This is a genomic window from Bordetella genomosp. 10, assembly GCF_002261225.1.
In the GTDB taxonomy this organism is placed as follows: Bacteria; Pseudomonadota; Gammaproteobacteria; order Burkholderiales; family Burkholderiaceae_B; genus Bordetella_C.
In genome coordinates this window covers 3,294,371-3,319,142 of sequence record NZ_NEVM01000005.1, presented here as the reverse complement: position 1 = coordinate 3,319,142, position 24,772 = coordinate 3,294,371, and the positions used below count along the sequence as shown (strand labels likewise).

Sequence of the window (24,772 nt, the reverse complement as noted above, 5' to 3'; positions counted from 1 at the left end):
GCCCCACAGGCGTACAATGCCTCGCATGCCGTTCCTTCCCGGACGGCATGCAGTACGTCTTCAGGGCGGGGTGCAAGTCCCCACCGGCGGTAGGCCGCGCAATGCGGCGAGCCCGCGAGCGTCCGGCGCAACATTGGCCGGAGTCAGCAGATCTGGTCCGAATCCAGAGCCGACGGTAATAGTCCGGATGAGAGAAGATGTGCCGGCATACGCATTCCCCGCACGGGCCCGACAGGCCCGCGCGACGTTTGCGCATACGGTTCTTTGCCCTGAAACGTTTTTCGCCCCCTTACCTTGCGAGAGCGTTTCAATGTCCCAGCTTCAGAACTCCCTTCCCGCCGCGTCGGCCGCCCCGGCCCTGGACGCACAGCCTTTCTCCATGCGCCTGGCGCGCGCCCTGCACCACCTGCGCATCGGCCGTCCCGTCATCGTGATGGACGACTTCGACCGCGAGAACGAAGCCGACCTCATCGTCGCCGCCGACAAGCTGACCGTGCCCGTCATGGCGCAGTTGATCCGCGACGGCAGCGGCATCGTCTGCCTGTGCCTGACCGACGAAACCCTGGACCACCTGCAACTGCCGCAGATGGTGCGCGACAACGGCAGCCGCCACGGCACCGCCTTCACCGTGTCCATCGAAGCGCGCGAAGGCGTGAGCACCGGCGTCTCGGCGCAGGACCGCGTCACCACCATCCGCGCCGCCATCGCGCCGCACGCGCAACCCGGCGACATCGTCAGCCCGGGCCACGTCTTTCCCCTGCGGGCCCAGCCCGGCGGCGTGCTGACGCGGCGCGGCCATACCGAAGGCTCGGTGGACCTGGCCGTCCTGGCCGGGCTGCGTCCCGCCGCCGTGCTGTGCGAACTGATGAATGCCGACGGCACGATGATGCGCGGCGCCGCGCTGGAGCGCTACGCCGCCAATCACGGCCTGGTGGGCCTGACCATCGCCGAACTCGCCGATTACCGCCGGGGCCTGCTGCAGGCCGGCGAGCGGCAGGAGGCGGCCGTCCTCGCCGCCGAACAGGCGGTCGCGGCCTGACGGGCACGGTCCGCCGCGTTCCCGGCGCCGGCGCCGGGGACCGTCCTCATCGCGCGTTGCGCAGATGCTCGGCGATGCGCCGCAGGCACGCCCGCGCATCGCCCACCACGACGGTGGCGCTGCACGCCAGCATCAGGTTCAGGTTCATGCCGAAGTCCTCGACGGTATAGCCGTTGGCGTCGATGTATCGCGGACCGCCGGCATCGCTGGCCTGGCCGACGCTGACCTGCTCGACCACGGTGCCGCTCTGCTGGGTATAGGCCCAGACTGGCTTGCCCAGCGCGACGGCATAGCCGACCTCGAAGGCCGTGCCCGAGTCGGGTTCGGCGCCGCGAAACGGATTCAGGTTGGCCAGGACGCCGTCGGCGGACTGGATGAGCTGCACGTTGGCGCGATAGATCCAGCGCGCCAGGTCGGGGCCCGCCAGCTCCGCCGGCGCCTGGTGGTCCAGGGGATACAGCCCCTCGATGCCTACCTCCGCGCACAGCGCCTGCAACGCCCGGCCATGCGCGATGGCATCGGGCCGGAACACATCGAAACCGGCGAGATAAATACGAAAAGGCATGGCGATTCTCCCGGCCCGGATCGCGCCGGGCGGCGCCGGTCAGAACATCGTGTTCTTGTTGGCGGGATTTTCCGGAATGTCCTGGCTGACGTTCCAATGCTCGACGATCTTGCCGTTGTCGACGCGGAAGATGTCGACGACGGCCTGGCCCAGGTCCTCGGGCGTTTCCTTCCAGAAGGCATGCACGACGACGATGTCGCCTTCGGCCACCACGTGCTCGATTTCGGCGCTGGCCTGGGGATGCTGCTCGTAGTAGGGCACGAAAAAGTCCGTCATCGCGGCCGCGCCGTCGCCCAGGTAGGGATCGTGCTGGATCAGGTTCTTGCTGACGTAGGTGCCCATCGCCCGTTCGACGTCCTTGTCCTGGAACATCATGCGGTAATACGCCAGCACCAGTTCCTTGCTGCCGCCGTTGGCGGCATGGACGGCATTCGCGCCGCCGAACAGACCAACCGCCAGCACGGCACCCGCGACTATCGATTGCAGTTTCATGATTCCCGGGCCAGATCCCTAGACGAGTGACGGCCGGAGCGAGGCTGCCCGGCCAAAGGCAACGCGCCAGTTTACAAATAATTGAAGGTGCGTGTGGCGACGCCCGGCAAGGCCGCCGCCGGGCGTTGGCGTTTCCGCCACAGTCCGGCCAAGATCGGCGGCAACCGCGCCGGACCTGGGCGGTGCGCCGGCCCGCGATGCCGGCCGCCGTTTCTTTCAGCCCGCGTCGCGCTGCGCCTGGTAGACCTGTAGATGGCTGTAGGCCACGCGCAGATAGGGCGCGTCGATGCCCAAGGCGGCGCCGCGCTTCACCATGTCGCCGACGATGTGGTCGGCCTCCACGCGCAGCCCCTGGCTGAGGTCGCGGAACATGGAGGCGGTGACCGGACTGTCGGGGTCGGACAGGACCTTGCGCGCCGACGCATCCGCGTCCGGACGCACCTTGAACCCCGACGCGGCCGCGATGGCCTGCGCCTCGGCCAGCATGGACAGGACGATGCCGGCGCCGTCGTCGCTGCGCACGATCAGGCCCACGGGGCCGCGCATCAGGCAGGTCGCGGCCGCCAGGGTGCACAGGAAGACGAACTTCTCCCAATTCTCCTGGTGGATATCGGTGCTCAGCCTGGACGTGAAATTGGCCTTGGCCAAGGCGCTTTCCAGGGCCAGGCAGCGGTCGCTGCGCGGATCGCCGGCCCGTTCGCCGAACACCAGGGTGGCGCCCTTGCCCATCTGCACCACTTCGCCGTCCGGCCCCAGGGTGGCGATGATCTGGCACAAGCCGCCCAGCACGCGGTGCGGCCCGAAGCGCTGTTCCAGCGCCTCGAAATGCGACAGGCCGTTCATGATGGGCAGCACCGCCGAATCCGGCCCCATCGCCGGCGCGATGGCGTCCATCGCGCTCTCCAGGTCGTAGGACTTGCAACTGAGCACCACGACGTCATAGTGGCCGTCCAGGGTCTCGGCGGTGACCAGCTTGGGATGCACCACGCTGTCGCCGAGCGGACTCTTGATGCGCAGGCCTTGTTCGCGCAGGCGCGCGGCGCGCGGTTCGCGCACCAGGAAGGTGACGTCCAGGCCCGCCTCGGCCGCGCGGCCGCCGAAATATCCGCCGGTACCGCCGGCGCCCAGGAACAACAAACGCATATCTGCCTCCGGATTGCGGGGCGCCCTGCGCGCCCGTCCACAAACCCGGATTATGCGCCGTCCGCATGCCGTCCGTATGCCATGAGTCGGGCGGGGCTCGTCCGTTCGACCCAGGGAGGCCTCCGATTGCCGGGGACGGCCCGCAGCCGATAAGCTAGGGTCGCGCCGCGGAAACGCGCAGCCACCCGCATGACGCCGCAAGGAGCAAGGAATGCCCGTCGATTGCCTGTTGAAGAACTGTCATCTGCCCGACGGGCGCACCGGCATGGGCATCGCCGTCTCCGCCGGACGCATCGCCGCCATCGCGCCCGCGCTGGACGTGCCCGCCGCGCAAACCATCGACGCCGCCGGGCAACTGGTCTCGCCGCCCTTCGTCGATGCCCATTTCCACATGGACTCGACCCTGTCCTACGGCCAGCCGCGCGTGAACGCCTCGGGCACGCTGCTGGAAGGCATCGCCCTGTGGGGCGAACTCAAGCCCGCGCTGACCCAGGAAGCGCTGGTCGAACGCGCGCTGGCCTATTGCGACTGGGCCGTCGCCAAGGGCCTGCTCGCCATACGCAGCCACGTCGACGTGTGCGATCCGCGGCTGCTGGCGGTGGAAGCGCTGCTGCACGTGCGCGAACGCGTGCGCCCCTACCTGGACCTGCAACTGGTGGCCTTTCCCCAGGACGGCGTGCTGCGGGCGCCGGGCGCGCTGGACAACCTGAAGCGCGCGCTCGACATGGGCGTGGACGTGGTCGGCGGGATTCCGCATTTCGAGCGCACCATGCAGGACGGCGCCGAATCCGTGCGGGTGCTGTGCGAGCTGGCGGCCGAGCGCGGCCTGCGCGTGGACATGCATTGCGACGAAAGCGACGATCCGCTCTCGCGCCATATCGAGACCCTGGCCTATCACACGCAACGGCTGGGCCTGCAAGGGCGCGTGACCGGTTCGCACCTGACGTCCATGCACTCCATGGACAACTACTACGTCTCCAAGCTGATCCCGCTGATCGCCGAGGCCGGCGTGGCGGCCGTCGCCAATCCGCTCATCAACATTACCCTGCAAGGCCGCCACGACAGCTATCCCAAGCGGCGCGGCATGACGCGCGTGCCGGAGCTGCTGGCCGCGGGCGTGCCCGTGGCCTTCGGCCACGATTGCGTGATGGATCCCTGGTACGGGCTGGGCAGCGGCGACATGCTGGAGGTCGCGCACATGGGGCTGCACGTCGCGCAGATGACGGGGCAGGCGGCCATGCGCGCCTGTTTCGAGGCCGTCACGGAAACGCCCGCGCGCATCCTCGGCCTGGACGACACCGGGCTGGCGGTCGGCAAGCGCGCCGACCTGGTGCTGCTGCAGGCGCGCGATCCGGTGGAAGCGCTGCGCCTGCGCGCCACCCGCCTGCTGGTCATGCGCGGCGGCAGGATCGTTGCCAGCACGCCGCCGGCCACGGCGGCGCTGCATCTGGACGGACGGCCCGCGACGGTGTCCTTCATGGCGCCGCGGGCGTGATCGCTAACGCTAACGCGGGCGGTTCCACACCTTGCTGACGGCGCGGATGGCGGCCCAGGCCACCCATTTGCCGCTGGTCAGCCGCGCGCGCGGCAGGCGGCGCATGACTTCCACCGCGATGCCGCCGCGGCGATGCCATTCGCGCTTGCGCACCTGGCTGTCTGTGCGGCGTCCCTCCAGCCACGGGAACTTGCGCAGGCCCGGCTTGTAGGTGGGCGGCACGTTGAAGATCAGGATGTAGGCCAGGCGCGGCGCCTCGGAGGTATTGGGCGCGGTGTAGTGCAGCGTGCGCATGTCGTGGATCGTGCATCCGCCGGCGGGCAGGGGCACGGGCACGGCCTGGTCGCGCGGGAAATCGGCGCAGCATTCGAGCGGATGCAAGGCCTTGTCGTAGCCCGGCGACCGATGCTCCAGCACTTCCTGCCTGTGGGAGCCCGGAATGAACTGCATGCAGCCGTTGACCGCGCCGACCGGCTGCAAGGCCAGCCAGATGCTCAGCTCGCGATACTCGAAATCGGGCGAACGGAAGGCCTCGTCCTGGTGCCACGGCGTTTCCGGGCCGTGGCGCGCCGGCTTGAGCAGCGCATGCTCGCCGTACAAGGCCGCGTCCTCGCCCAGCAACTGGCGCGCGATCGCCAGGGCGCGCTTGTGGTACTGGGTCTTGAGCAGTTCCGGCGCGTAGTGGGAGGGGTCGTGCAGGCTGGGAAAGACCTGCGGCTTGTCCGGATCGTCGCGGCTGGAGAAGTCGTACTGCGCGCCCTCTTCGTAACCGGTCCGGTTCTCGAACATGCGCATCAGCGTCTGCCGGATCGCCTGCACTTCTTCGGGCGGGCACATCGTCTCGATGGAGATGTACCCGTTCTTCTCGTACTCGGACGTCACGTCTGGCGATAATGGGAGAGGCTCTTTCACCTTGGGGCTCCGCTTCATGGAACCAGCCGGAATCGGATGGTCGTCGCCGCTACGGTAGCCCTTGCCTCTTGTTGCAACTATCGCTCGTCGCGCCTAGTGCGATGGGAGTAGCGGAAACAGCTCCTCGACCGCCCATCGATGGACCCGCCGCCCTGCGAAAACCGTTTGGCGGATGGTCGGGCAGCTCATCCTCGCCACGCGCCGGACCGCGCCGCGGCCGGCGAAGAACTAGTTCGCGCGGCCGATGCCGCACCGGACGGATGGGTGACGAGAAACGTAAAGACTTGTGCCAGAACTTCATCATCCCATGCCGCCGGCGCGCCCGCGGCGCCGGCCAGCGCGCCGGGCCAATCGCCGGCGCCGGCCACCACCGTGTGCGTGACGCGCACCCCCGCCTGGCGCGCGCGCCGGGCGTAGTGCGCCGCCTCGTCGCGCAAGGGATCGCCGCGCGCGGTCAGCAGCAGCATGGGCGCCAGGCCGGCCAGCCGGGTATTGACCAGGGGCGCGGCATAAGGATGTCCCGCATCGCAATAACAGGGCAGGTACTGTTTCCAGCCATCGGCCCAGTGGGCGGCCTGCGGGCTGGCGTGGGCCTCGCGCATGGAGGCGGTGCCCATGCAGGCGTCCAGCATGGGCGACAGCAGGATCTGGCCGGCGAGCGGCGGCCCGCCCCGGTCGCGCGCCATCAGCGCGACGGCGGCCGCGATGTTGCCGCCGGCTTCCTCGCCGGCCACGAAAAGCGGACTGTCGCGGCCGCCCAGCAGGCGGCGGTTGCGGTACGCCCATTCCAGGACGGCATAGCCGGCCTCGGCCGCGGCGGGAAAGGGATGGGCGGGCGCCAGCGGGTAGTCCACCGAGAGCGCCACGGCGCCGGCGCCCGCCAGCAACGCGCCGACCTTGCCGCCGCTGTCCAGCGAACCGGAGGTGAAGGCGCCGCCGTGGAAATGGACGATCAGCGGCGTGGGACCGTCGGCGCGGCGGCGGCCATAGAAGCGGACGGCCGGCGCGGGACGGTCGGGCAGATCGGCCGGGACGCGGCCGCCGGAGGCGGCGTCGACACCCGCGCGGGCGCCGGGACGGGGACAGGACATGATGCGAAAACCATTGCCCGGAAAGCAAGAATGGGCGAATTGAGGATGCATCAAGCATAGGTAATGCAAGGCGCGGGATAAACCCGGCGGGAGTGACTAGACAATTTCCGCCCGGCGACTAATCCCCCGGCGCGGCGGCCGGCGCCGGTCACGCCCGCCGCCAGGATATGAAAGAATGCAGGTGTCTTCCGTTTTTGCATTCCGAATACAGCGATGGCCAGCGAACCCCATATCGAAACCGTCCATGTCCACGTCCGCGGCAAAGTGCAGGGCGTGGGTTTCCGTATGTCCACGGTGCGGCGCGCCCACATGATCGGCGCCACGGGCTGGGTCCAGAACCTGGAGGATGGCACGGTCGAGGCCCTGGTGCAGGGCACGGCAGAGCAGGTCGACGCCATGCTCGAATGGCTGGGCCGCGGCCCGCCGGGCGCCGTCGTGCGCGGGCTGGAGACCGAGCGCCAATTCGTCGACAAGCGCTACGGGAGCTTCCAGCAGTTGTAGGCGCGATGCCGCGGGCGCCTGTCCGCGGCCAGCTTTTGCCGTTGCCTATTTGCCGTTGCTTGCCTGCCGCTGCCTGCCGCCTACTGCGGCAAGTTGAAGCCGATGGCCGTGCTGCCGCCGGCGCTGAACGCGAACACCCTGCCGCCGTGCATGCTGGCCACCGCCTTGACGATGGCCAGCCCAAGGCCATGGCCATGGGCGGCGCCATGGTCGTTGCGCGCCGCGTCGACGCGATAGAAGCGGTCGAACAGGCGCGGCAGGTGCGCCGCGTCGATGGGATCGCCCGGGTTGGAGACGGTGACGCTGACGCCGCCCGCCTGGCGCTCCAGCCGCACGACGATGCGCGTGCCGCCGCGGGTGTGCTGGATGGCGTTCTGCAGCAGATTGGTGACCGCCCGCCGGAACAGCGCGCGGTCCATGGGCGCGACGGCGTCGGTGTCGCCCTCGACGGCCACCGTCAGGCCCAGGTCGTCCAGCACGAATTCGAAGAACTCGATGGTCTTGCCCACCTCGTCGGCGACGACGGTGTCGACCAGCCCCGTGGCCGCCTCGCCGCGATCCGCGCGCGCCAGGAACAGCATGTCGTTGACGATGGCGCGCAGGCGGTCCAGTTCTTCCAGGTTCGATTGCAGCGTTTCCTCCAGCTCGCGCGCGCTGCGCGGCCGCGCCAGGGCCACCTGGGTCTGCCCGATCAGGTTGGTCAGGGGCGTGCGCAGTTCATGCGCGACGTCGGCGTTGAAGGCTTCCAGTTGCGTGTACGCGGACTGCAGGCGGTCCAGCGCGCCGTTGAAGGTATGCGCCAGGTCGTCCAGCTCCACCGGCAGGCTGGCCGCGCGCAGCCGCTGTGCCGGGTGCGCGGGACTGATCTGCTGCGCCTCGCTGGACAGGCGCTTGAGCGGACGCAGGCCCACCGACGCCATCCATTGGCACAGCAGCATGATCACCAGCACCGCCGCCAGCAGCAGCCCGGCCAGCGCGATGACGAAGGTATGCAGCGTGTGCAGATAGGGCTCGGTGGCGATGCCCACGACGAACTTGACCTGGGGCCGCTGCTCCAGCGCGTCGACGGTGCGCGTGAACGTGCGCATGGGACGGTCGCGGCCCGGCAGCACGACCTCGTCGTAGCCCTCGTCCAGTTGCGCGATGCGCGCCAGTTCGGCCGCGTTCCTGCCGTAGCTGAAGTGCGGATCCGGGCTGACCACCCAGAACCGCAGGCTGCCGTCGGCCGGCGTCAGCGTATCCATCTTGGCCATGCCGCGCGCCCAGCGCTCCGGCGTCCCCATGCGCGTCAGCGAGAACATCATCTCGCCGGACGTGGTGTTGAGCACGTCCATCTGCTGGCGCACCAGTTCGCGATGCAGCACGGCGTACAGCGCCGCGCCGATCAGGGTGAAGGCGACCACCGCGACCAGGGCGAACATGGCCGCCAGGCGGGTCGTCAGCGACCGCTTCACCAGGGAACGTTTCGCCACCGGACGCTTCACGCCGCATCGACCTCGCGTTGTTCCAGCACGTAGCCCATGCCGCGGATGGTGTGCAGCAGGCGCGTGGAGAAAGGCCCGTCGATCTTGGCGCGCAGCCGCTTGATGGCCACCTCCACCACGTTGACGTTGCTGTCGAAGTTCATGTCCCACACCAGCTCGGCGATGGCGGTCTTGGACAGGATTTCCCCCTTGCGCCGCGCCAGCACCGCCAGCAGCGCGAACTCCTTGGCGGTCAGATCGATGCGCACGCCGCCGCGCTGCGCCTTGCGGCTGGCCAGGTCGATCTGCAGATCGCCGATGCGCAACTGCATTGGCTCCTGCGCGCGGCCGCGCCGCGTCAGCGCCTGCAACCGCGCCAGCAGTTCGAGAAAGGAAAAGGGCTTGACCAGGTAGTCGTCGGCGCCGTCCTGCAGCCCCTTGATGCGGTCGTCCAGGCCGTCGCGCGCGGTCAGCATGATGACCGGCGTCTGCCGCGTCCGGCGCAAGGCGCGCAGGACCTCGAAGCCGTCCATGCCGGGCAGCATGGCGTCGAGCACGATGACGTCGTAGTCCAGTTCCGTGGCCAGGTGCCGACCGTCGATGCCGTTGTTGGCCACGTCCACCGCGCAACCCTGCTCGGTCAGGCCTTTGTGCAGATAGTCGGCGGTCTTGGCTTCGTCTTCGACGATCAGGATTTTCATGATGGCGGGTTCCGGAAGCTCACTTTACCTGTAATTCGCGGCGCGGGGCCGGCGCGTCCCGCGGACCGCCGGCCGGCGCCGCGCCGGACTTTGCGCGCGGCGTCATTCCCGCGCGGCGGCCGGGCGCGGCAGCGCCTGCTGGCCGTCGGATTCCTGCGCGGCGCGGCGTCGCTCGGCGCGCGCCTTCTTGCGGTTCATGTACCAGTAATGGGCGCGGTCCAGATACAGGTAGACCACCGGCGTCGAGAACAGCGTCAGCAGTTGCGACACCAGCAGCCCGCCCACCATGGCATAGCCCAGCGGCCGGCGCAGCTCGGCGCCCTGGCCGTGGCTGAGCATCAGCGGCAGGCCGCCCAGCAAGGCGCACATGGTGGTCATGATGATGGGACGGAAGCGCAGCACGCAGGCCTCGTAGATGGCGTCGACCGGCGCCAGGCCGCGCTCGCGCTCGGCGTGCAGGGCGAAGTCGATCATCATGATGCCGTTCTTCTTGACGATGCCGATCAGCAGGATGATGCCGATCAGCGCGATTACCGACAGGTCGTAGCCGCCCAGGCGCAGGATCAGCAGGGCGCCCAGGCCCGCCGAAGGCAGCGTCGAGAGGATGGTGATGGGATGGATGTAGCTTTCGTACAGCAGCCCCAGCACGATGTACACGGCGATCAGGGCCGCGGCGATCAGGTAGGGCTGGGTGCGCAGCGAATCGCCGAAGGCGCGCGCCGCGCCCTGGAACGAGCCGACCACGGTAGCGGGGACGCCCATCTCCGCCTTGGCCCCATCGATGGCCTGCACCGCCTGGCCCAGCGAGGCGCCGGGCGCCAGGTTGAAGGACAGCGTGACGGCGGGGAACTGGCCCTGGTGGTTGATGGCCAGGTAGCCGGTCTTTTCCGTGTCCAGGCGCACGAAGGTCGACAAGGGCACCTGCTGGTTGGTCAGCGGCGAGGTCAGGTACAGCTTGCTGAAGATGTCGGGATCCTTCTGCAACGCCGGCGTGACTTCCAGCACCACGTGATAGCTGTTGAGCTGGGTGAAATACTGGGCCACCTGGCGCTGCCCGATGGCGTCGTAGATGGTGGCGTCGATCAGCGCCGGCGTGAAGCCGAAGCTGCTGGCGCGCGCGCGGTCGATCGCCAGCGTGGCGGTGGGCGCGGCGTTCTGCTGGTCCGACGCCACGTCGGCCAGTTGCGGCAACTCGGACAGGCGCGTCGCCAGCTTGGGCGCCCATTCGTTGAGCTCGTCCAGGTTGGAGTCCGTCAGGGTGTATTGGTACTGCGTGCGCGAAAGGCGGCCGCCGACGTTGATGTCCTGGCCGGCCTGCATGTACAGCGTCACGCCCTCGACCTGCGCCAGCTTGGGCCGCAGGCGGCGGATCACCTCGTCGGCGCTGGCCGTGCGGCCGTCGTCCTTGGCGCGCAGGTTGATGTAGAAGTTGCCGGTGTTGTACTGCGACTGGTTGCCGTTCATGCCGAAGCTGACGACGTCCGGATCCTGGCGCACCACGTCGGCCAGCGCCAGCATGCGCTTGTTCATCGCCGTGAAGGAAGAGTCCTGCGAGGACTGCGCGAAGCCGAAGATATAGCCCGTATCCTGCTGCGGGAAGAAGCCCTTCGGGATGGTGACGAACATCAGCCCCGTCACCGCCAGGGTCGCGAAGAACGTCATCAGGGTGATGAACTGATGGCGCAGCACGACCTTCAGCCCGCGCTTGTAGCCGTTGAGCATGGCGTCGAAACCCGCCTCGAACAGGCGCGCCAGGCGGCCCTGCTCGCGGCCATGCGCGTGGTTCTTCAGGTAGCGCGAGCACAGCATGGGCGTGAGCGTCAGCGAGATCAGCACCGACACCACGATGGTCAGCGTCACGGTGACGGCGAACTCGCGGAACAGGCGGCCGACGATGCCGCCCATCAACAGCAGCGGGATGAACACGGCGATCAGCGACACCGAGATGGACATGATGGTGAAGCCGATTTCGCCCGCGCCCTGGTAGGCCGCCTGCAAGGGCGGCATGCCGTCCTCGATGTGGCGGTAGATGTTCTCCAGCATCACGATGGCGTCGTCCACCACGAAACCCACCGCGATCGTCAGCGCCATCAGCGACAGGTTGTCCAGGCTGTAGCCGAGCACGTACATGACGCCCGCCGTGCCCAGGATGGCCAGCGGCACGGTAATGCAGGGAATCACCGTGGCCGCCACGTTGCGCAGGAACATGAAGATGACCATCACCACCAGGGCGATGGTCAGCAGCAGGGTGAACTCCACGTCCTTGACCGAGGCGCGGATGTTCTGCGTGCGGTCGATCACCGTATTCACCGACACGGACGGCGGAATGGCGGCGCGCAGGCGCGGCAGCGCGGCCTGGATCGCGTTCACCGTCTCGATGACGTTGGCGCCCGGCTGCTTGCTGATCTGCAGCACGATGGAACGTCCGTTGACGATGCCTTCGCCCGCGGGCGCGGCGGCGCCGGCGAAGGCCCAGGCCGCCAGCTTGTTGTTCTCCGGGCCGTCCACCGCCACGCCCACGTCGCGCACGCGGATGGGCGCGCCGTTGCGATAGGCCAGCACCATGTCGTTCCACTGCGCGGCCTTGGTCAACTGGTCGTTGGTGTAGGTGGTGAAGCTCTGCGCGGGGCCGTCCAGCGTGCCCTTGGGCTGGTTAACGGTGGTGTTGGCGATGACGCCGCGCAGGTCTTCCAGGCTGAGGTTCAGCGACTTCAGGCGATCGGGATCGACCTGGATGCGCACGGCCGGCTTCTGCTGGCCGGCGATGTTGACCAGGCCCACGCCGGAGATCTGCGATATCTGCTGCGCCAGGATGTTGTCGGCGTAGTCGTTGACCTCGGTCAGCGGCAGGGTGGAGGACTGCACCGCCAGCAGCAGGATGGGCGCGTCGGCCGGATTGACCTTGCGGAAGGTGGGCGGCTGGGGCAGGTTGGACGGCAACTGCCCGGAAGACGCGTTGATGGCCGCCTGCACGTCCACCGCCGCCGATTCGATGCTGCGGTTGAGGTCGAATTGCAGCGTGATCTGCGTCTGGCCCTGGGCGCTGGTCGAGGTCATCTGCGACAGGCCGGCGATCAGGGAGAACTGCCGCTCCAGGGGCTGCGCCACGTTGGACGCCATGGTCTCGGGACTGCCGCCCGGCAGGTTCACCGTCACCTGGATGGTGGGGAAATCCACCTGCGGCAGCGGGGCCACGGGCAACAGCGGCCACGCCGCCACGCCCACCAGCAGGATGGCGAGCGCCAGCAGCGAGGTGCCGATCGGACGCTTGATGAATACCGCGGAAATACTCATGCACCCGCTCCCTCGGCGACCTGGCTCATGGCCAGATCGGCGGCCCCGCCACGGCGGGCCGTGGGCGCGGCGGCGGGCTTGCTTTCCACGGTCCGCGCGCCGGGCTTGAGCTTGTATTGCCCGTCGACCACCACGCGCTGGCCGGCGGCCAGGCCGTTGTCGACGACGGCCACGCCGTCCTGGATCAGGGCCACGTGCACCGGCTGCATCCGCGCCATGGCATGCTCGTCGATGACGTAGACGTAGGTGCCGTTCTGGCCGCGCTGCACGGCCGGCGCGGGGATGGTCAGCGCGCCGGCGTGCGTGCCCAGGCGCAGGCGCGCGTTGACGTACTGGCCCGGCCACAGCAGGTGCTCCGGATTGGGGAAGGACGCCTTCAACTGCACCGTGCCGCTGGCGGTGTCGATCTGGTTGTTGACCAGCACCAGCCGGCCCTTGCCCAGCACCTGGTCGCTGTCGCGCCGCAGGGCGGTGACCGGCAGGCCCTGCCGGTCGTGCGCCGCGGCCTGGTTGATGTCCGGCACGTGGGCCTCCGGCAGCGTGAACACCACGCTGATGGGGTCGATCTGGTTGATCACCACCAGCCCCGTCGTGTCGGTCGCGTGCACGATGTTGCCCTGGTCCACCAGCCGCGCGCCGGTGCGGCCGCTGATCGGCGCGGTGATGGTGGTGAAGCCCAGTTGCACCTTGGCGTAGGCGACCTGGGCAGCGTCGGTCTTCACCGCCGCGTCCAGTTGCGCCACCAGCGCGCGCTGCGTATCCAGCGTCTGCTGCGTGGTGGCGTCCTCCTTGCTCAGGCGCGTATAGCGCTGCAAGTCCAGGTTGGCGTTGGCCAGTTGCGCCTGGTCCTTGGCCTGCTGGGCCTGCGCCTGCGCCAACTGCGCCTGTAGGGTGCGCGGGTCGATCTGCGCCAGCAACTGGCCGGCGGTCACGTCCTGGCCCTCGGTGAAGGCGACCTTGTCGAGCTGGCCGTCCACGCGCGCCTTGATGGTGACCGACTGGTTGGGCGTCACGGTGCCGACGCCGGTCAGGTAGATGGGCACGTCGGCGCGCTTGACGGCGGTGGAGGTCACCACCACGGGCGGCGCCTGCAGCGCCGGCGTATCGGCGGCGGCATCGTGGCCGATGCCCCAGAAGGCGACGCCCAGGCCCGCCAGGGCCACGATGCCGGTCGCCACGCCCACGCGGCGCCGGATAGAAGAAGATTTGGCCATGTCGATGCCTCTTCAGTCTGGTTGGGTTGGCCCGGCCGGCGCGGCCGTGGCGGAAGCGACGGGGGCCGCGTCCAGTTGCGCGGCGCTCCAGCCGCCGCCGGTGGCCTTGATCAAGGCCACGCTGGCGACCAGTTGGCGGCCCAGCAACTGGGCCGCGCCGCGTTCGTTGGACAGGGTCAGGTTCTGCGCCGTCACCACGTTCAGGTAGGTCACGGTGCCGGCGCGGTATTGGCTCAGCGCCAGTTGTTCGGCCAGGCGCGAGGCCGTCACCGCCTGGTCCTGCGCCTGGCTCTCGTCGGCCAGCACGCGCAGGGTGGCGAGGTTGTCCTCGACCTCCTGGAAGCCGCCCAGGACGGTCTGCTTGTATTGCGCCACCGCGGCGTCGTAGGCGGCCACCGCCTGCGCGTCGCGCGCCGCGCGCAGGCCGCCGTCGAACAGGGTCTCGGCCAGCGCCGCGCCCAGCGACCAGATGCGGCCGGGCGTGGCGAACCAGGGCCCGAAGCCGCCGCCCGAGAACCCGCCGCTGGCGCTGAGCACCAGGGAAGGGAAGTAGGCCGCGCGCGCCACGCCGATGTTGGCGTTGGCGGCGGCCGCCTCGCGCTCGGCGGTGGCGATGTCGGGCCGCCGCTCCAGCAGTTCCGAGGGCAGGCCCACCGGCGCCTGCGGCAAGGCGGGACGCCAGGCCGGATCTTCCGGCAGCGTGAAGTCCGCCGGCGCGCGGCCGGTGAGGATGGCGATGGCATGCTGCAACTGGCGCCGCTGCTGTTCCAGGTCGATGGCCTGGGCCCGCGTGGTGCTCAGCGTCGCCTCGGCCAGGGCCACGTCCGAACGCAGCGCCACGCCCGCGGCGTACTGGCTGCGGGTCAGTTTCAGCGCGCGTTCGTAGGCGTCCAGCGTGCGCGCGTACAGGGCTTTCTCCTGGTCCGTCACGCGCAGTTGCAGGTAATCCTGCGCCAGGGTGGCCTGGATGCTCAGGCGCGCGGCCGCCAGTTGCGCGGCGCTGGCCTGGGCGGAGGCGTTGCCGGCCTCGACCGAACGCCGCACCGCGCCCCACAAGTCTGGCTCCCAGCTCACGTCCAGGCCGATGGCATGGGCGTTGCCCAGCCGGCTGACGCCGTTGGAAAGGGTGCGCGCGCGGTCGCCGCTGACGCTGATGCCCGCCGTCGGCCAGAACGCCGCCCGCGCGGCATCGGCCGCGGCGCGCGCCTGGCGGTACTGCGCGGCCGCCAGCGCGATGTTCTGGTTGGCCTCGTTGGCCTGGGCAATGAGGCCGTCGAGCACCGGGTCCTGGAACGCCGTCCACCAGCGTCCGTCCGCATCGACGCGGCCGGGCGTGGCGGTCTTCCAGGGGCCGGCCTCGCTGTAGGCCGTCGGCACCGGCATCGTCGGCCGCGCGTAGTCCGGGCCGGCGGCGCAGCCGGCCAGGGCCAGGACGCAGGCCAGGATGGCGGCCAGGGCGGCGCCCGTACAGGCCGGCCTGGAGGGAATCCTGGGCCGCCCGGACGGCCGCGGCGGCGGGCAAAACGATGTAGTCATGACGCAGCGCGTGATTCGGGGAAGAAAGGAGGCCCGCGCCAGACGCCGGCCCCGCCATCACGCACTGTAGGCGCCGCGAACGGACGCCACGCTGTCGGAAAACTGACAAAACTGTCAGTTGCGACCCGGCCGCCGCTCAGGCCGCCTGCAGCGCCCCCTGGCGCTGGCGCGCCGTCTGCCGCAGCGCGTCGACGAACAGCCGCGCGGAACGCGACAGCGGCGCATTGCTGGGCAGCACCATCTGCGCGCGCACTTCGGTGCGCGGGGCGTAAGGCAGCGTGACGACCCCGTGGTCGCGCTCGCTCCACAGATGGAAGGGATCGATGATCGCCACGCCGGCACCCGAGCGCGCCAGCGAGCATGCCACCGAGGTCAGCGTGACCTCCAGCGCGATGCGCCGCGGCACGTCGGCGCGCTGGAAGCTTTCCTCCACCAGGGCGCCCAGCGGCAGGCTCTTGCCGAAGGAGATCAGGGGATAGGGCGCCAGGTCCTTGGGCGTGACCACGTCGAGCCGCGCCAGCGGGCATTCGGGATGCATCACGCAGACCAGCTCCGTCGTGCAGAGGTCCACCAGGCGGCCGTCGACGCCGCGGCCGTCGCGATGATTCAGCGGCGACAGGGCCAGGCCGAAGTCCACGCGTTCCTGTATGACGTTCTCGAAGACGCCCACGTTGTCCAGCGTGAACACGCCCACCTGGATGTTGGGCCACGATTTCTGGAAGGCGGCGATGGTGGATGAAATGAGGTTGTCGGCCAGCGTCGGCACCGAGGCCACCTGCACCGTGCCCACCGTCATCTCGCGCATGTCGTCCATCAAGCGGTTGACGCGCTCGATGCCGTCGAAGATGCGGTTGAGCTCGGCCAGGATGACCTGGGTCTCGCGCGTGGCCTGCAAGCGGCCATGCTTGCGCACGAAGAACGGGAAGCCGGCGTGCGCGGCGCAATCGCGCAGCATCAGGCTGATGGCGGGTTGGGAAATGCCCAGCGCGCTGGCCGCCTCGGTGACCGAACCGTGCAGGCTGACGGCACGGATGACCTCCAACTGGCGTACGGTAAGCGCCATGTCTCGCTCCTTGTATGCATCCAAGTGAGGCCCCGCGTCCGGCGCGGGACCGCCTGTGCTTCTTCTATTCCGGCCCGGCGGCGCCGGGACGCGTCCGCCGTCGCCGGAGCGGCCGGGGGCGGATGGCCCGGCCCTGAGCCAGGGCCAATGGATATAAGAACACCTTATGTGGAAATTAGGTGGACTCAATTGATTTTATTTTGCCGGCTACCTATTCTCGTCCAGTCGAATCCTTAAGCGGACGCAGGCCGCCGCGGGGATACGCGCACCAGGACGGCCCACCGGCAAGGCGCGGCACAGCGCTCCGCGGGCTGCCTCATCCAAGACCGCCAGGAGGAGACGTCATGGCGCAGCTTGAACGGTGCGGCGGATGAAGATCGTATCCGTCGCATCCGATGTCGTGTCCCTGCCCTTCGACATGGGCGGGCCTTATCAGCGCTTTGCCGGCGCCTTGTGGGACAAGCTGGATATCCTGCTGGTGCGGGTCGAGACCGAGGACGGCCTGGTCGGCTGGGGCGAGGCCTTCGGCCACGCGGCCATACCCGCCACGCGCGCCGCCCTCGACACCATCGTCGCGCCGCTGGCCATCGGCCGCGATGCCGGCGACATCGCCGGCCTCACCCGCCAGGTCCTGCACGCCACCCATCTGCTGGGCCGCAACGGCTGCTACGTCTATGCCTGGTCCGGCATCGAGATCGCCCTGTGGGACCTGCTGGGCAAGCGCGCCGGCATGCCCGTGCACCGCCTGCTCGGCGCGGCGCCCTGCGCCGAACTGCCGGCCTACGCCAGCCTGTTGAACTACACCGATTGCGGACTGGTGGCGCGCAACACCGCCGCCGCCGTCGAGCGCGGCTATCGCCACATAAAGCTGCACGAGGTGACGCACGAAGCCGTGCGCGCCTCCCTGCGGGCGGCCGACGGCGCCGCCGTCATGCTGGACACCAATTGCGCCTGGGACGTGCCCACCGCGCTGCGCATGGCCGACGCCATGCGCGACGACGGACTCTATTGGCTGGAGGAACCGGTGTGGCCGCCGGAAGACGCCGGCGGCCTGGCCCGCGTCCGCGCGCGCGGCATCCCCATCGCGGCGGGCGAGAACGTGGCGGGCCCGGCCGGCTTCAAGACCCTGCTGGAAGCCGGCGCGCTGGACATCGCGCAACCCAGCGTGACCAAGCTGGGCGGCATCGGCGAAGCCATGAAGGTGGCCACGCTGTGCCAGGCGCACGGCGTGCAGACCGTGCCGCACTGCCCGTACTTCGGCCCCGGCTTCATCGCCACGCTGCACATCGCCGCCGCGCTGCCGCAACGCCCCTTGATCGAGGTCCTGTGGCTGGACATGGAAGCCAATCCCTTCGACCCCTGGGTGCGCACGCGCGACGGCATGGTGTCCGTGCCGCAAGGGCCCGGCCTGGGCTGCGATCCCGATCCCGATGTGCTGGCGCGCTATCGCGTCGGCCAGCCCAACGTCACCCGCGGAGCCCGCCCATGAAAGTCACCGAAGTCCGCACCCGCGTCGTGCGCCTGCCCTTCGAGCAGCCGATAGGCAGCGCGCTGGGAAGCCTGCACGCCTGCGGCTGCGTGCTGGTCTACGTGCACACCGATGCCGGCATCGTCGGCGAGAACCTGGTGTTCGCCTTGAACGATCGCCGCACCCGCGTGCTGCGCCAGATGGTGGACGAGCTGGCCGACCTCCTGGTCGGGCAGGACGCGGGCCACATCGCCGGCTTCTGGGCGCGCGCCTGGAAGGACATCAATTTCTTCGGCCACAAGGGCGTCACGGTGATGGGCATCTCGGCCCTGGACGGGGCCTTGTGGGACATCGCCGGCAAGGCCGCGGGCCTGCCCCTCTACCGCCTGCTGGGCGGCGCGCGCGATCGCGTGCCCGCGTACCACAGCGGCGGTTTGTGGCTGGACCGCGATATCGACACCCTCGCGCGCGAAGCGCAGGACATGGTGGCGCAGGGCTTTCGCGCCGTGAAGATGCGCCTGGGCATGCCGGACCCGCGCCAGGACGCCGAACGGGTGCGGGCCGTGCGCGCCGCCATCGGTCCCGGCGTCAAGCTGATGGCCGACGCCAACCAGGGCCTGAACGAAGCGCAGGCGATACGCCTGGGCCGCCTGCTTGAAGAGCACGACCTGACGTGGTTCGAGGAGCCGCTGCCGGCCTGGGACCTCCAGGGCCTGGCGCGCGTGGCGGCGGCGCTGGACACGCCCATCGCCAGCGGCGAAACCGAATACACGCGCTACGGCTTCCGCGACATGCTGACCCTGCGCAGCGCCGACGTGTTGATGCCGGACCTGCAACGCGTGGGCGGCGTCAGCGAATTCATGCGCGTCGGCCACATGGCCGAAAGCTACGACGTCCCCGTATCCAGCCACCTGTTTCCCGAGACCAGCCTGCAGGTGCTGGGCGCGCTGTCGAACGCGGTGTTCCTGGAATACATGCCCTGGTTCTCGGCGCTGTACCGGGAGCCCCTGGAATTCGCCGACGGCATGGCGCTGGTGCCGGAACGGCCGGGCTGGGGCCACGCGTTCGACGAGCAGCGCATCGCCGCGCTGGAGCAGGCGGCGCGCTGAGCGCCGACCAGAAGAAACCAACAACGATAAGCCAACCACGCCCACACCAAGGAAACCGCCATGAGCCTGACGCGCCGCAACTTCGTCCTCGGAACCAGCACCCTCGCCGGCGCCGCCATCATCGGCGCGCCGCGCTATGCGCGCGCCGCCGCCGAACCCCTGCGCATCGGCTGGCTGGCCGCGCTGACCGGGCCCAGCTCCGCGCCGGGCGTGGGCTTCGACCGCGGCGTCAAGTTCGCCGCCGACACCTTGAACGCGGCCGGCGGCGTCAAGGGCCGCAAGGTCGAGATCATCACGCGCGACACGCAGGGCGATCCCACCAAGGCCGTCAACGCCACCCAGGAGATGATCAACTCGCAGAAGGTGCACGCCATCTGGGGGCCGACCAACTCCGGCGAGTCGCTCGCGGTCACGCCCATCATGGCGCGCGCCGGCATTCCCAACATCCATCCCTGCGTGGTCGACAGCCTGATCGACACCAAGAAGTTTCCCAACGCCTTCCGCATCGCGCCGTCCAACGAGCAGTGGGACGACGCCGCACGCGGATATTGCCTGAAGGTGCTGAAGGTGAAGAAGATCGCCGTCATCGGCGACACCACGGGCTACGGCGTCACCGCGCTCAAGGCCTGCGTGGCCAACTTCAAGCGCGACGGCGCGGACGTGGTCTACAGCAACAACATCGACGCCACCCAGACCGACATGACGCCGGACATGACGCGCGCGCGCAACGCGGGCGCCGAGGTCATCGTCATCTGGAGCGTCTCCACCGGCATGGAAGCGCGCCTGTTCAACACTCGCGCGGAAATGAACTGGGACGTCAATTTCGCCGGCCACCCGTCGATGGCGTCCGGCGAGATCCGCGGCCTGCTGGCCAAGCCGCAGAACTGGGACAAGGTCTACGCGGTCGGCTATCGCAGTTGCAGCTACGGCGCCGACGGCAAGCTGCCGCCGCGCTCGCAGGAATTCGTCGACAAGGTGCAGGGCAAGGTCAACCTGGAGGACACGCTGTTCTGGTGGGTGACGGCCGGCTACGACGCCGTCAACATGGTGGCGAAGGCGGTGCAGGAGGGCGCGGGCTCGTCCAAGGAGATCATCGCCTACTGGAATACCTTGCATCCCTATCCCGGCTATTTCGGCGACTACACCTACTCGCCCACGCAGCACAACGGCTATCCCACCGCCGACGTGGTGATGTCGGCGGCCAACTCGGCCAGGCACGGCACCTTCCTGCTGGCGCCGGGCTACGTCTGACGCGGAGACGGCGATGTTCGGTTCCATAATCGCTTCGGGCTTGGCGATGGGCGCGGTGTACGCGCTCATCGGCATCACCTACAACACCATGTTCTCCACCTCGCGCGTGATGAGCTTCACCGCCGGCCAGCTCGGCATGCTGGGCGGCGTGCTGGGCTCGCTGTTCATGCTCAAGCTGGGCCTGCCGCCCTGGCTGGGCTTCATCGCGACCCTGCTGGGCTGCGCGGCGGTGGGGGTGGTGACCGAACTGGTGGCCGTCAGGCCGGTGCTCAAGAGCCTGGACCAGCATTTGTACGTGCTCTCGACGCTGGCCCTGGCCTTGATGATCCAGCAGGTCACCGCCATCGAATGGGGCACCGAGCCGCAGCCTTTCCCGCGCCTGTTCAACCTGGGCAGCGGCCTGGCGGACGAGAAGTTCTGGCTGCCGGTGGCCGCCTGCGCGCTGGTGGTGCTGGGCCTGGAATACCTCTACCGCCGCACCCTGGTCGGCATGGCCTTCCTGGCGGTGGCGGAGGACAACTTCGCGGCGCGCGCGCTGGGCCTGCCCGAACGGCGGCTGCGCGTATGGAGCTACGTGCTGGCGGCGGCGATCGGCGGCATCGCCGGCTTCGCCAGCGGACAACTGATGCTGGCTTTCTTCGCCAACGGCACGCTGCTCAATTTCTACGGCTTCGTGCCAGTGGCGCTGGGCGGCCTGGGCAATAACCGCGGCGCGCTGCTGGGCGGCCTGGCGCTGGGACTGTTCCAGCAGGCGGCGAACTTCACGGTGGGCGGCGTGTTCTCGTCGATCGCCGTCTTCGTCCTGTTCATCGTCGTGCTGCTGGCCGTGCCGCAAGGCCTGTTCGGCAGCGCCACCGCGCGGAGGGTCTGATGGGGGTGGATAGCGAACTGCACACGCGCCGGCCGCTGGCGATGACGGGACACGCGGGACCGCCGCCGGCACGCGCGGGCAGCGCGCGGCGCGACGGCGGCGACTGGCGCAAGGCCTGGCCCTTCCTGGCCATCTTCGCGCTGGCCGCGCTGCTGCCGCTGGCGGGCAACAACTACTGGACCGTCATCGCCACGCGCGCGGCCATCTACTGGATCCTGGTATCGGGCCTGAACCTCATCGTCGGCTACGCCGGGCAACTGGCCATCGGCTACGTGGCCTTGCTGACGCTGGGCGCCTACATCACCAGCGTGCTGGCCGCCGGCAACGTGCTGCCCGCCGTGCCGCCCTTCCTCGCGCTGGTCTGCGCCGGCATCGGCGGCGGCGTCTTCGGCCTGGTGGTCGGCCTGCCGGCGCTGCGGCTGCGCACCTTCTACTTCGCCATGGCCACGCTGGGCTTCGCCACCATCGTGACGCAGATCGCGCTTGCCTGGCAGGACGTCACCGGCGGCGGCATCGGCCTGTCCGGGCCGGCCATGCCCGCGCCGTTCGACAGCGAAGCCGGCTTGTTCTACCTCTGCCTGGGCCTGGCCGTGCTGTGCACGCTGCTGACCGCCAACATCGCGCGCAGCCGCTACGGCAGGGGCCTGATCGCGATACGCGACGCCGAGGTCGCGGCCGAGGCCAGCGGCATCTCCAAGGTGCGCCTGCTGGCGCTGATCTTCGTCTTCGCCGGGGTGCTGGCCGCGATCGCGGGCGGCCTGTTCGCCTCGCTCCAGACCTACATCACCCCCGACGCCTTCACCTTCGAACTGTCGGTGCTGTTCTTCATCGCCATCCTGATCGGCGGCCGCGGCTCGATCCTGGGCCCCTTGCTGGGCACCATCATCCTGACCGTGCTGCCGGAACTGGCGGCGCCGCTGGCCGCCTGGTCCAATTTCCTCTACGCGCTGATGCTGCTGGTCATCGTGCTGGCGGCGCCGGGCGGCATCGCCGCGCTGCTGGACTTCCGCAACCGGCGGCCCTTGCCGGCCAACCGCCGCATCGTGCCGGACGCGGCGCCGCTGGACCGCCTGCTGGGGCAAGCCGGGAAAGGCAACGACAGCGGCGGCGAGGGCATCGTGCTGCGCGACATCGTGCTCGCCTTCGGCGGCGTGCGCGCCATCGATGGGCTCGCGCTGGCCATCGCGCCGGGCCAGGTCCATGGCCTGATCGGCCCCAACGGCAGCGGCAAGACCACCACGCTGAACGTGATCTCCGGCTACTACCAGCCGCAGTCCGGCACGCTGCGGCTGGCCGGCGCGCCCTTGCCCGCCGGCCGGCCCCTGCTGCGCGCGCCGTGCGGCATCGCCCGCACCTACCAGACGCCGCGCATCATCGGCGAGGCCTCGGTACTGGAAAACGTCATGATCGGCGGCACGCTGCAAGGCCGCGCGTCCTTCGTCGAAACCCTGCTGCGCCTGCCGCGCCATCGTCGCGACGAAACGGCGTTGCGCCAGGCCGCGCGCGATGCCTTGCAGGCCGTCGGCCTGGAGGCGCTGGCGGACGTCCGCGCCGACCGCCTGCAGCACAGCGAGCTGCGTTTCCTGGAGATCGCCCGGGCGCTGGTGCTGCGGCCGGCCTTCCTGCTGCTGGACGAACCCGCGGCCGGCCTGGCCGCCGAGGAAATCCGCCAGCTCGGCGAGCTGATCCGGCACATCAGCCGGCATGGCACCGGCGTGCTGCTGGTGGAGCACCATGCCGACCTGATCTTCGATATCTGCGACCACGTCACCGTGCTGAACCTGGGCCGCGTGCTGGCCGACGGCACGCCGGCGCAGGTGCGCGAACACAAGGAGGTGGTCAGTGCTTACCTCGGCGGCTGAAACGACGCCCCGCGCGCCCTTGCTGGCCGTGCGCGGGCTGGACGCGGGCTACGGCAAGATCGGCATCCTGCACGGCATAGACCTGGAGGTGGGCGCGGGCGAGATCGTCGCCATCCTCGGGCCCAACGGCGCGGGCAAGAGCACCTTGATGCGCGCGATATCGGGCCTGCTGCCGCCGACGGCCGGCAGCGTGACCTTCGACGGCGCGGACCTCAGCCGCGCCACGCCGCGCGCCGCGGCGCGCGCCGGCCTGGTGCACGTGATCGAGGGCCATCGCGTCTTCACGCAGCAGAGCGTGATCGACAACCTCATGCTGGCGGGCTACGATGCCCCGCGGGCGGAACGCCGGACGCGCGTCGAGGAGGCCCTGGACTTCTTCCCCGAAATCGCGGCCAAGCGCCACGAGCGCGCCGGCGCCCTGAGCGGCGGCCAGCAGCAGATGCTGGTGGTCGCGCAGGGCCTGGTGAAACGGCCCCGCCTGCTGATCCTCGACGAACCGTCCGCCGGTCTGTCGCCGGTGCTGGTCGACCGGGTGCTGGCCGTCGCCGGACAGTTGCGCGAACGCGGCACGGCCATCGTGCTGGTGGAGCAATTGGTGGAAAAGGCATTGGCCCTGGCCGATCGCGTCTATGCCCTGGCGCAGGGCCGCATCGCCATGCAGGCCGGCGCCGGCGAGGCCGACCTGCCGGCGCGGCTGGAGCGGGCCTATTTTGGAGAACACGGCCGTGTGGCAAACCAGTGAGCGTTATCCCGATCCCCGCATCGAAATCATCGATCCCCGCTTCGCGCGCTACGTGCATTTCAACGCCGCCGTGGAGAAACTGGGCGACGGCCTGCGCTGGGGCGAGGGCCCGGTGTGGTTCGGCGACGGCCGCTACCTGCTGGTCAGCGACATTCCCAACGACCGCATCATGCGCTGGGACGAACCCACCGGCCAGTTCAGCGTCTTCCGCCAGCCCTCGCGCAACGCCAACGGCAACACGCGCGACCTGCAAGGCCGCCTGATCACCTGTGAGCACGAAGGCCGGCGCGTCACCCGCACGGAATACGACGGCAGCATCACCGTGCTGGCCGACCGCTACGACGGCAAGCCCCTGAATTCGCCCAACGACGTGGTGGTGAAATCCGACGGTTCGATCTGGTTCACGGACCCGCCGTTCGGCCTGGGCGGCTGGTACGAAGGCAAGCGCGCCCCGCAGGAGCTGCCGGCCTGCGTGTACCGGCTCGATCCCGGCAGCGGCGCGCTGAGCGTGGTCGACGAAACCGCGCACGGTCCCAACGGGCTGTGTTTTTCGCCGGACGAGAAATTGCTCTACCTGGTCCAGTCGCGCGCCCAGCCCAACCGCCTGATTACCGTGCACGAGGTCAGCGCCGACGGCCGCGGGCTGGGCCTGGGCCGCACCTTCATCGACTGCGGTCCGGGCACGTCGGACGGCATCCGCTGCGACACCGACGGCAACCTCTGGTGCGGCTGGGGCATGGGCTCGGAAGAACTCGACGGCGTCGCCATCTTCGCGCCGGACGGCCAGCGCATCGGCCACATCCACCTGCCCGAACGCTGCGCCAATCTCTGCTTCGGCGGACTGAACCGCAACCGCCTGTTCATGGCGGCGGGCAAATCGCTGTATGCGCTGTACGTGAACACGCAGGGGGCGCTGCCGCCCGCGCGCTGACGTCGCCCCGCCGTCGCATCGACGTCGCC

General features: G+C 69.5%; 21 protein-coding genes and 1 riboswitch. Of the genes, 10 read left to right on the top strand and 11 right to left on the bottom strand.

From position 1 onward, the window contains the following. Positions 1-52: 52 nt before the first annotated feature. Positions 53-203: riboswitch (FMN riboswitch) on the top strand. 107 nt (positions 204-310) lie between these two features. Beyond that, positions 311-1,039 (top strand): 3,4-dihydroxy-2-butanone-4-phosphate synthase, encoded by a 729-nt coding sequence (ribB, locus tag CAL29_RS30880; RefSeq protein ID WP_094856644.1) that lies wholly within the window; start codon positions 311-313, stop codon positions 1,037-1,039. A gap of 46 nt (positions 1,040-1,085) precedes the next feature. On the opposite strand, the gene CAL29_RS30875 is transcribed toward ribB, so the two are convergent. From CAL29_RS30875 to panE, 3 genes are all read right to left on the bottom strand, one after another. Next, positions 1,086-1,604, bottom strand: a complete 519-nt coding sequence (locus tag CAL29_RS30875; protein ID WP_094856643.1) for a nucleoside 2-deoxyribosyltransferase — start codon at positions 1,602-1,604, stop codon at positions 1,086-1,088. 39 nt (positions 1,605-1,643) lie between these two features. Continuing rightward, on the bottom strand, positions 1,644-2,096 hold the full coding sequence (locus CAL29_RS30870) for a nuclear transport factor 2 family protein (RefSeq protein ID WP_094856642.1): 453 nt from the start codon (positions 2,094-2,096) through the stop codon (positions 1,644-1,646). Between the two features lie 216 nt (positions 2,097-2,312). Further along, positions 2,313-3,239 (bottom strand): 2-dehydropantoate 2-reductase, encoded by a 927-nt coding sequence (gene panE / locus CAL29_RS30865; RefSeq protein WP_094856641.1) that lies wholly within the window; start codon positions 3,237-3,239, stop codon positions 2,313-2,315. 211 nt (positions 3,240-3,450) lie between these two features. Here panE and CAL29_RS30860 point away from each other — a divergent pair, with 211 nt between their 5' ends. After that, complete coding sequence (locus CAL29_RS30860) at positions 3,451-4,734, top strand: amidohydrolase family protein (protein WP_094856640.1); 1,284 nt, start codon at positions 3,451-3,453, stop codon at positions 4,732-4,734. Positions 4,735-4,743: 9 nt separating this feature from the next. Here the strand turns inward: CAL29_RS30860 and CAL29_RS30855 are convergent, their stop codons facing one another. Next, entirely contained in the window at positions 4,744-5,646 is a 903-nt protein-coding gene (locus CAL29_RS30855) for a phytanoyl-CoA dioxygenase family protein (RefSeq protein ID WP_256977838.1), read from the bottom strand. Between the two features lie 185 nt (positions 5,647-5,831). After that, positions 5,832-6,737 (bottom strand): alpha/beta hydrolase fold domain-containing protein, encoded by a 906-nt coding sequence (locus CAL29_RS30850; RefSeq protein ID WP_094857014.1) that lies wholly within the window; start codon positions 6,735-6,737, stop codon positions 5,832-5,834. Between the two features lie 213 nt (positions 6,738-6,950). On the opposite strand from CAL29_RS30850, the gene CAL29_RS30845 reads away from it, so the two are divergent. Then, positions 6,951-7,238, top strand: coding sequence for an acylphosphatase (locus CAL29_RS30845; RefSeq protein ID WP_094856638.1), 288 nt, complete (start codon positions 6,951-6,953; stop codon positions 7,236-7,238). An 80-nt stretch (positions 7,239-7,318) separates the two neighbouring features. Here CAL29_RS30845 and CAL29_RS30840 read toward each other — a convergent pair whose 3' ends face one another. From CAL29_RS30840 to CAL29_RS30815, 6 genes are all read right to left on the bottom strand, one after another. After that, entirely contained in the window at positions 7,319-8,710 is a 1,392-nt protein-coding gene (locus CAL29_RS30840; protein ID WP_256977837.1) for a heavy metal sensor histidine kinase, read from the bottom strand. Between the two features lie 8 nt (positions 8,711-8,718). Continuing rightward, a complete protein-coding gene (locus CAL29_RS30835; protein WP_094856637.1) occupies positions 8,719-9,402 on the bottom strand; it encodes a heavy metal response regulator transcription factor in 684 nt (227 codons plus the stop codon). Positions 9,403-9,504: 102 nt separating this feature from the next. Continuing rightward, on the bottom strand, positions 9,505-12,696 hold the full coding sequence (locus tag CAL29_RS30830; RefSeq protein ID WP_094856636.1) for an efflux RND transporter permease subunit: 3,192 nt from the start codon (positions 12,694-12,696) through the stop codon (positions 9,505-9,507). Then, positions 12,693-13,910 (bottom strand): efflux RND transporter periplasmic adaptor subunit, encoded by a 1,218-nt coding sequence (locus CAL29_RS30825; protein ID WP_094856635.1) that lies wholly within the window; start codon positions 13,908-13,910, stop codon positions 12,693-12,695. Before CAL29_RS30825 ends, CAL29_RS30830 begins: the two co-directional genes overlap by 4 nt. A gap of 12 nt (positions 13,911-13,922) precedes the next feature. Next, positions 13,923-15,446: an efflux transporter outer membrane subunit gene (locus tag CAL29_RS30820; RefSeq protein WP_094856634.1), complete on the bottom strand. Its 1,524-nt coding sequence runs from the start codon at positions 15,444-15,446 to the stop codon at positions 13,923-13,925. Between the two features lie 136 nt (positions 15,447-15,582). After that, positions 15,583-16,509 (bottom strand): LysR family transcriptional regulator, encoded by a 927-nt coding sequence (locus CAL29_RS30815; RefSeq protein ID WP_094856633.1) that lies wholly within the window; start codon positions 16,507-16,509, stop codon positions 15,583-15,585. Positions 16,510-16,879: 370 nt separating this feature from the next. Here CAL29_RS30815 and CAL29_RS30810 point away from each other — a divergent pair, with 370 nt between their 5' ends. The 7 genes from CAL29_RS30810 to CAL29_RS30780 are packed head-to-tail and all read left to right on the top strand — an operon-like array spanning position 16,880 to position 24,743. Further along, positions 16,880-17,998 carry a mandelate racemase/muconate lactonizing enzyme family protein gene (locus CAL29_RS30810; RefSeq protein ID WP_094856632.1) on the top strand — a complete coding sequence of 373 codons (1,119 nt, stop codon included), beginning with the start codon at positions 16,880-16,882 and terminating at the stop codon, positions 17,996-17,998. Further along, entirely contained in the window at positions 17,995-19,086 is a 1,092-nt protein-coding gene (locus CAL29_RS30805) for a mandelate racemase/muconate lactonizing enzyme family protein (RefSeq protein WP_094856631.1), read from the top strand. The genes CAL29_RS30810 and CAL29_RS30805 overlap by 4 nt, the downstream gene beginning before the upstream one ends. Positions 19,087-19,146: 60 nt before the next feature. Next, the gene (locus CAL29_RS30800; protein ID WP_094856630.1) at positions 19,147-20,337 is read left to right on the top strand and encodes an ABC transporter substrate-binding protein; all 1,191 of its coding nucleotides are present in this window, start codon (positions 19,147-19,149) and stop codon (positions 20,335-20,337) included. Positions 20,338-20,350: 13 nt separating this feature from the next. Beyond that, a complete protein-coding gene (locus tag CAL29_RS30795; RefSeq protein WP_094856629.1) occupies positions 20,351-21,208 on the top strand; it encodes a branched-chain amino acid ABC transporter permease in 858 nt (285 codons plus the stop codon). Next, positions 21,208-23,070 carry a branched-chain amino acid ABC transporter ATP-binding protein/permease gene (locus CAL29_RS30790; RefSeq protein ID WP_218831917.1) on the top strand — a complete coding sequence of 621 codons (1,863 nt, stop codon included), beginning with the start codon at positions 21,208-21,210 and terminating at the stop codon, positions 23,068-23,070. Before CAL29_RS30795 ends, CAL29_RS30790 begins: the two co-directional genes overlap by 1 nt. Next, positions 23,051-23,812 (top strand): ABC transporter ATP-binding protein, encoded by a 762-nt coding sequence (locus tag CAL29_RS30785; RefSeq protein WP_179284239.1) that lies wholly within the window; start codon positions 23,051-23,053, stop codon positions 23,810-23,812. The genes CAL29_RS30790 and CAL29_RS30785 overlap by 20 nt, the downstream gene beginning before the upstream one ends. Further along, entirely contained in the window at positions 23,796-24,743 is a 948-nt protein-coding gene (locus CAL29_RS30780; RefSeq protein ID WP_218831916.1) for an SMP-30/gluconolactonase/LRE family protein, read from the top strand. The genes CAL29_RS30785 and CAL29_RS30780 overlap by 17 nt, the downstream gene beginning before the upstream one ends. Positions 24,744-24,772: the final 29 nt, after the last annotated feature.

What these genes read in the sequence shown, in the direction of transcription:
- ribB (WP_094856644.1), top strand. Translation starts at nt 311, where the DNA reads ATGTCCCAGCTTCAGAACTCCCTTCCCGCCGCGTCGGCCGCCCCGGCC.
- CAL29_RS30875 (WP_094856643.1), bottom strand. Translation starts at nt 1,604, where the DNA reads ATGCCTTTTCGTATTTATCTCGCCGGTTTCGATGTGTTCCGGCCCGAT.
- CAL29_RS30870 (WP_094856642.1), bottom strand. Translation starts at nt 2,096, where the DNA reads ATGAAACTGCAATCGATAGTCGCGGGTGCCGTGCTGGCGGTTGGTCTG.
- panE (WP_094856641.1), bottom strand. Translation starts at nt 3,239, where the DNA reads ATGCGTTTGTTGTTCCTGGGCGCCGGCGGTACCGGCGGATATTTCGGC.
- CAL29_RS30860 (WP_094856640.1), top strand. Translation starts at nt 3,451, where the DNA reads ATGCCCGTCGATTGCCTGTTGAAGAACTGTCATCTGCCCGACGGGCGC.
- CAL29_RS30850 (WP_094857014.1), bottom strand. Translation starts at nt 6,737, where the DNA reads ATGTCCTGTCCCCGTCCCGGCGCCCGCGCGGGTGTCGACGCCGCCTCC.
- CAL29_RS30845 (WP_094856638.1), top strand. Translation starts at nt 6,951, where the DNA reads ATGGCCAGCGAACCCCATATCGAAACCGTCCATGTCCACGTCCGCGGC.
- CAL29_RS30835 (WP_094856637.1), bottom strand. Translation starts at nt 9,402, where the DNA reads ATGAAAATCCTGATCGTCGAAGACGAAGCCAAGACCGCCGACTATCTG.
- CAL29_RS30830 (WP_094856636.1), bottom strand. Translation starts at nt 12,696, where the DNA reads ATGAGTATTTCCGCGGTATTCATCAAGCGTCCGATCGGCACCTCGCTG.
- CAL29_RS30825 (WP_094856635.1), bottom strand. Translation starts at nt 13,910, where the DNA reads ATGGCCAAATCTTCTTCTATCCGGCGCCGCGTGGGCGTGGCGACCGGC.
- CAL29_RS30820 (WP_094856634.1), bottom strand. Translation starts at nt 15,446, where the DNA reads ATGACTACATCGTTTTGCCCGCCGCCGCGGCCGTCCGGGCGGCCCAGG.
- CAL29_RS30815 (WP_094856633.1), bottom strand. Translation starts at nt 16,509, where the DNA reads ATGGCGCTTACCGTACGCCAGTTGGAGGTCATCCGTGCCGTCAGCCTG.
- CAL29_RS30810 (WP_094856632.1), top strand. Translation starts at nt 16,880, where the DNA reads ATGAAGATCGTATCCGTCGCATCCGATGTCGTGTCCCTGCCCTTCGAC.
- CAL29_RS30805 (WP_094856631.1), top strand. Translation starts at nt 17,995, where the DNA reads ATGAAAGTCACCGAAGTCCGCACCCGCGTCGTGCGCCTGCCCTTCGAG.
- CAL29_RS30800 (WP_094856630.1), top strand. Translation starts at nt 19,147, where the DNA reads ATGAGCCTGACGCGCCGCAACTTCGTCCTCGGAACCAGCACCCTCGCC.
- CAL29_RS30795 (WP_094856629.1), top strand. Translation starts at nt 20,351, where the DNA reads ATGTTCGGTTCCATAATCGCTTCGGGCTTGGCGATGGGCGCGGTGTAC.
- CAL29_RS30790 (WP_218831917.1), top strand. Translation starts at nt 21,208, where the DNA reads ATGGGGGTGGATAGCGAACTGCACACGCGCCGGCCGCTGGCGATGACG.